Here is a 5964-nt window from a genome sequence, read left to right as displayed (position 1 = left end):
AATTAATAAAAATATATTATGTTACAAATAAATTATAATTACATTTATAAATAACTAAAATTTGACAAATTATATTTGTTTAGGTATATACTGAAAATTTTTAAGTTTGTCAATTTTTTTATTCAACTTTTTCCCGCCGCAAAAAGAACCAAAAAGTGCAAGTCTAAAAATAATACTAAATAGTACTAATTATGTTTTATATGTAGAATATATTATTAAATTTAGCCTTAAATATAGTCTTTTTGGTTCTTTGTGTCACACCGAAGGCGGACAGCGTCACAAAAGAACTGGGGTTGCCGAAGGCACGCAGAGCGGGCACGACTGTGTGCTTCGCAGGGCTAGTACCTACAAATAATAAAAATATAAAAACTAATTTTGACAAAATATAGTTGTTTAGGTATATACTGGAACAATTTTATTTTGTCAAAATAGTTCTTTATTTTTTAATTATAAATTATTGCAATATTATAAAAACGGTATATAGTATTACTCAAAAAATAATGTTTAAATTTTATTTATGGGTAAAAATTATGAATAATACAAAAAAAGTAAATTTATCTGGAAGACATTTTATCAATTTAGAAGATTTCACACCTCAAGAGTTATCAGCATTAATTGATTATACTTTTGAGCTTAAAGCAAGAATAAAAAATAATGAAGAAATGAATATAATGAAAAATAAAACTATGGTAATGTATTTTTCAAAACCTAGTTTAAGAACACGTTTAAGTTTTGAAATAGGAATGAAAAAATTAGGCGGCGATGCTTTTGTATTAAAACAAGATGAAATTATACTTGGAGAGAGAGAAAGTATTGAAGACAGTTCAAATGTTATTTCAAGATACTGTGATTTAATTATGATAAGAACGTTTGCTCATAGCGATGTAGAGGATTTTGCTAAATATTCAAAAGTGCCTGTTATAAATGCATTGACAGACCTTTCACACCCTTGTCAAATTATGGGAGATTTATTTACCATAAAAGAACATTTCGGAAAGCTAAAGGGATTAACTCTTTCGTTTATAGGAGACGGGAATAATGTATGCAATAGTCTTTTAATAGGCTGTTCTATGCTTGGACTTAATATAAAAGCAGCAACACCTAAAGGCTATGAACCTGATTCAAAAATCACAGAACTAGCCAAAAATTATGCAAAAGAAAATGGATGCACTGTTGATATTATGAATGATGTAAAAAAAGCAGTAGAAGATTCTAATATAGTATATACTGATGTATGGGCTTCTATGGGAAAAGAAAAAGAAAAGGAAAAGAGATTTAATGATTTCAGAGGTTTTACACTCACTAAAGAATTATTTTCTCTTGCAGATAAAAATGCTATAGCCCTTCATTGTCTGCCTGCTCATAAAGGCGAAGAGATAAACGAAGATATATTTAAGATAAACTCTGAATATATTTATACTGAAGCAGAAAACAGAATGCATGCCCAAATGGCTATAATGAGCAGCATAATAAAAGAATAATAAAAAATAATATATGATAATTTAAACAATTTTATAAATATTTAATTTTTTTAATAAAATAAAAAAGGAAATTCACTATGAAAAAGAAATTAGTACTAGCCTATTCAGGCGGATTAGACACTACAGTTATTATACCATGGCTTAAAGAAAATTATGATTATGATATCATTGCTGCATGTGTGGATGTAGGTCAGGGAACAGAAACAGACGGACTAGAAGAGAAAGCTATAAAAACAGGTGCTTCAAAATATTATCTAGTAAAATGCGAAGATGAATTTGTTACAGATTATATTTACCCTATATTAAAAGCTGATGCAGTTTATGAGGATAAATATCTTTTAGGTACTTCAGCAGCACGTCCTTTAATAGCAAAAAAACTTGTTGAAATAGCATTAAAAGAAGGAGCTTCTGCAATAGCACATGGAGCTACAGGAAAAGGAAATGACCAAGTAAGATTTGAATTAACAGTAAAAGCATTAGCACCTAATCTTGAAATAATAGCCCCTTGGAGAATATGGGATATATCATCACGCGAAGATGAGATAAAGTATTTGGAAGAAAGAAATATACCAGTACCTATGAAAAAAGATGATTCTTATTCCAGAGACAAAAACCTTTGGCATTTATCACATGAGGGTTTGGAGCTTGAAGATCCTGCTAATATGCCTAATTATGAAAAACTTTTGAAATTATCAAATACTATTGAAAATGCTCCAAATGAGGCACAATTTGTAGAATTAGAATTTGAAAAAGGAATACCAGTTAAAGCAGACAGTAAGGAGTTTGCCCCTGCTGATTTGGTAAAATATTTAAATGAAATAGGCGGAAAACATGCAGTAGGTATAGTTGATTTGGTAGAAAACCGCGTAGTAGGTATAAAATCAAGAGGTGTTTATGAAACTCCTGGCGGAACTATTCTTTATGCCGCACATAGAGAGCTTGAACATTTATGCTTAGATAGAGAAACTTTATCATTCAAAGCTATAGTTGCAAATAAATTAACAGACCTTGTATACAGCGGAAGATGGTTTACTCCTCTCCGTGAGGCTTTGAGTGCTTTTGTTGATAAAACTCAGGAAACTGTAACTGGAAAAGTAAAATTAAAACTATATAAAGGAAATATTATACCTGCAGGAGCTTCTTCTCCTTATTCTCTTTATAATCAGAGTTTGGCTAGCTTTACTACAGGCGAATTATACAATCACAAAGATGCTGAAGGCTTTATAACATTATACGGACTTCCTTTGAAAGTTAATGCCTTAATGAAAGAACAAAATAAAATAAATGGGGTTAAATAATTAATTTATGAAAGAAAAATTATGGGGGGGACGTTTTTCAAAAGCTCTTAATAAGGAAGCTAATGATTTTAATTCATCATTATCTTTTGACTGTAAGATGTATAAAGAAGATATATTAGGAAGCATAGCACATGCAAAAATGCTTGGCGAATGCTCTATTATACCTCTTGATGAAAGCGTAACTATAATAAACGGCTTAAAACAAATTTTAGAAGAAATAGAAAATAATAAACTTCAATTTGATTTTGAACTTGAAGACATTCATACTCAAATAGAAAAATGGCTTATAGAAAAAGTAGGAGAAGTTGGTAAAAAAGTACATACTGGAAGAAGCAGAAATGATCAAGTAGCCCTTGACCTTAGAATGTATTTAAAAAACAAAACAGAAAATATAAAATCTCTTATACTAAATTTAATTTCTGTTTTAATAAGCATTCAAAAGGAAAATACAAAAACATATATGAGCGGCTATACTCATCTTCAAAGAGCACAGGTTATTACATTTGCACATTATTTAGGGGCTTATGTAGAGATGTTTAAAAGGGATTTTGAAAGATTAAATGACGCTTATAAACGTATAGATGTAATGCCTCTTGGAGCTGGTGCTTTGGCATGTTCCACTTACAATATAGACAATAAAAAAACTGCTGAAACATTAAACTTCAAAAATGTAATGCTCAACTCTTTGGACGCTGTATCTGACAGAGATTTTGTTATTGAAACTGAAGCTGATTTATCAATAATTATGATGCATTTAAGCCGATTTTCTGAAGAGCTTATTTTATATTCCACTTCTGAGTTTAAGTTTATAGAGTTTGATGATGAGTTTACAACAGGTTCAAGCCTTATGCCTCAAAAGAAAAACCCAGATATACTTGAACTTATTCGCGGAAAAACTGGAAGGGTGTATGGAAACTTATTTTCTATATTAACAGTAATGAAATCTCTTCCTTTGGCATACAATAAAGATATGCAGGAGGATAAAGAGGGAATATTTGACTCTTTAAAAAATGTTGAAAACTGTTTATCTATACTTCCTAATGTTTTAAAAACTATGAAGATTAATAAAGAAAATATGCTTAATTCTGTTAATGAAGGATTTTTGAATGCTACAGAAGTTGCTGATTATCTTGTAAGAAAAGGTATTCCTTTCAGAGATGCTCACGGTATATCTGGAAGACTTGTTGTATACTGTATTAATAATAACAAAAATCTTTCTTCTCTTTCTATAGAAGAGTATAAAAAAGAATGCAGTCTATTTGAAGATGATATATATTCTTTTATAACTCCAGAGGCACAGATTGCTAATAAAACTATGTTGGGAAGCCCTAATGAAAATGCTGTTTTAGAAGTGATAAAAATTAATGAAAATTGGCTTGATAATAATAAAATGAGCTAAAAAAATTAATTGTATCAAAAAAAAGAGTGCTTAAAAAAAGCACTCTTTTTTGTTATTTATTTACAAAATTTATTAGACTTGTTTTAAAACTAAATTTATTAATATTTATAAATTTTTAATCTAATATTTTTTATTATAGTTGGGGCTTTGCCCCAAACCCCAGTTCTTTTATGACGTCTGTCCGCCCGTGGCGTGGTATAAAAGAACCAAAAGAACTGCATTTTGTAGTTCAAATATATAATTTATACAATATATAAAACATAATTAGTACGATTTAATAATAATTTCAATACTTGCACTTTCGCGAAGCGTATCCGAGCTTATTGAGGATATAAGGTTCTTTGACGCTGTCAGCCTCGCTCTGCGTGCCGTAGGCAGGTGTGGCACAAAGAAGCAAAAAGACTGCATTTTTTACTAAAATATAGTTATTGTAATACATTTTTAACATATTTTATTAATACTAAATAATACTTCATATTATTTATAAATTATAATTACATTTATAAATAACTAAAATTTGACAAATTATAATTGTTTAGGTATATTCTACAAAATTTATTCTACAAATGTTATTTCTTTATCATAAGGGAAACTAAATGACATTCCATATATTGTAAATGTCAAAGTTGTTGCAGCAGTACATTTGAAACTTTTACTTTTTACGGCATTAAATGCTGTAGTAAATACATCTAAATATTTGGCATTAAAATTAATATTAATTTCTTTAGACTTATTTGCAGGTATTGTTAAATTTTCTACAGAACTTGCTGTTGCAAATGTTTTACCAGATGTATTAACTAAATCTATCTGAACCTTGTCTATTGGAACTTCAAGCGGAAGATTATTTTTTATTTCTAAAAGAGTAGTTAAAGTCATATCTGTTAATTTAACTTCAGAAATAGAGGCTTTTTTTATTTTTATATCTGGTTTATGCTCCTCTATATAACTTCTTGTAATTTCTGTTGCTGACTTTTGTAATGTTTCGCAAGACGATGCAAAAAACATTATACTAAATATTAATGCAAAATATAGTGTATTTTTTAACATGTATTATACCTTTTATATATTATATTTAATAATAACAGATATAAATATAAATAGTAATATTTTTAAGAATGATATAAATGTTTGATAATATCAAGAATATCTATATTTTTTTTCTTATTTGATAAATTTATTGGTATTAAAGAAAATAAATATAATTTGCCGCTGATAAATTGTATTTTAAAAACGGATTTTTTGTGATGTATAAAATTATGTATAAATGCTGATGTTTCTTTATTATCTATTGTAATATTTAAAACTATATCATCTGAATTCATAGCTTTTATAGAAAAGTCTTCGCATTCAATATTTGTAAAAACCTTTTCTGTTATACTTACTAAATCTGCTTTAATATTTTTTACTTTAATTTTTAGAGGATAATTGTTTTTTATATTTAATACAGCTTTTAAGTATGTATAATCCCATTCAAATTTAATTAATTCTATATTTTTTAAGCTAAATTTCATATATATGCTCTAATTATTATTTTAATAAGATTAACATATAATATATTATTTTCAATATATAGCTAAACAAATATGATTTGTCAATTTCGAGTTTAAATGTAATTATAAATATCATAAATAGCATAAAGTATTATTAGTTGTTAATAAAATAAGTTTTAGCGGTTGACAAACTTAAAAATTTTCAGTATATACTGAAAATTTTTAAGTTTGTCAATTTTTTAATTTATGGTATAATCAAAATATGGATTTTAATTTAACAGACGAAGAAATAAAAT

5 protein-coding genes are annotated in these 5964 nt (G+C 27.6%); 3 read left to right on the top strand and 2 right to left on the bottom strand.

Annotated features, from left to right (window positions below):
- Positions 1–530: 530 nt before the first annotated feature.
- From argF to argH, 3 genes are all read left to right on the top strand, one after another.
- The gene (argF, locus tag Q1X91_RS14465; RefSeq protein WP_300759117.1) at positions 531–1481 is read left to right on the top strand and encodes an ornithine carbamoyltransferase; all 951 of its coding nucleotides are present in this window, start codon (positions 531–533) and stop codon (positions 1479–1481) included.
- A 77-nt stretch (positions 1482–1558) separates the two neighbouring features.
- Positions 1559–2779 carry an argininosuccinate synthase gene (locus tag Q1X91_RS14460; RefSeq protein WP_300759115.1) on the top strand — a complete coding sequence of 407 codons (1221 nt, stop codon included), beginning with the start codon at positions 1559–1561 and terminating at the stop codon, positions 2777–2779.
- Between the two features lie 7 nt (positions 2780–2786).
- The gene (argH, locus tag Q1X91_RS14455; protein WP_300759113.1) at positions 2787–4178 is read left to right on the top strand and encodes an argininosuccinate lyase; all 1392 of its coding nucleotides are present in this window, start codon (positions 2787–2789) and stop codon (positions 4176–4178) included.
- A 555-nt stretch (positions 4179–4733) separates the two neighbouring features.
- On the opposite strand, the gene Q1X91_RS14450 is transcribed toward argH, so the two are convergent.
- The gene (locus tag Q1X91_RS14450) at positions 4734–5225 is read right to left on the bottom strand and encodes a hypothetical protein (RefSeq protein ID WP_300759111.1); all 492 of its coding nucleotides are present in this window, start codon (positions 5223–5225) and stop codon (positions 4734–4736) included.
- A 62-nt stretch (positions 5226–5287) separates the two neighbouring features.
- Positions 5288–5689, bottom strand: coding sequence for a hypothetical protein (locus tag Q1X91_RS14445; RefSeq protein WP_300759109.1), 402 nt, complete (start codon positions 5687–5689; stop codon positions 5288–5290).
- Positions 5690–5964: the final 275 nt, after the last annotated feature.

The organism is uncultured Brachyspira sp. (assembly GCF_949287625.1).
Taxonomy (GTDB): domain Bacteria; phylum Spirochaetota; class Brachyspiria; order Brachyspirales; family Brachyspiraceae; genus Brachyspira.
The sequence above is the reverse complement of the archived record's forward strand: the minus strand, read 5'-3'. Positions and strand labels throughout refer to the sequence as shown.

Coding starts and splice junctions, on each gene's coding strand:
- argF (WP_300759117.1), top strand. CDS start 531: ATGAATAATACAAAAAAAGTAAATTTATCTGGAAGACATTTTATCAAT.
- Q1X91_RS14460 (WP_300759115.1), top strand. CDS start 1,559: ATGAAAAAGAAATTAGTACTAGCCTATTCAGGCGGATTAGACACTACA.
- argH (WP_300759113.1), top strand. CDS start 2,787: ATGAAAGAAAAATTATGGGGGGGACGTTTTTCAAAAGCTCTTAATAAG.
- Q1X91_RS14450 (WP_300759111.1), bottom strand. CDS start 5,225: ATGTTAAAAAATACACTATATTTTGCATTAATATTTAGTATAATGTTT.
- Q1X91_RS14445 (WP_300759109.1), bottom strand. CDS start 5,689: ATGAAATTTAGCTTAAAAAATATAGAATTAATTAAATTTGAATGGGAT.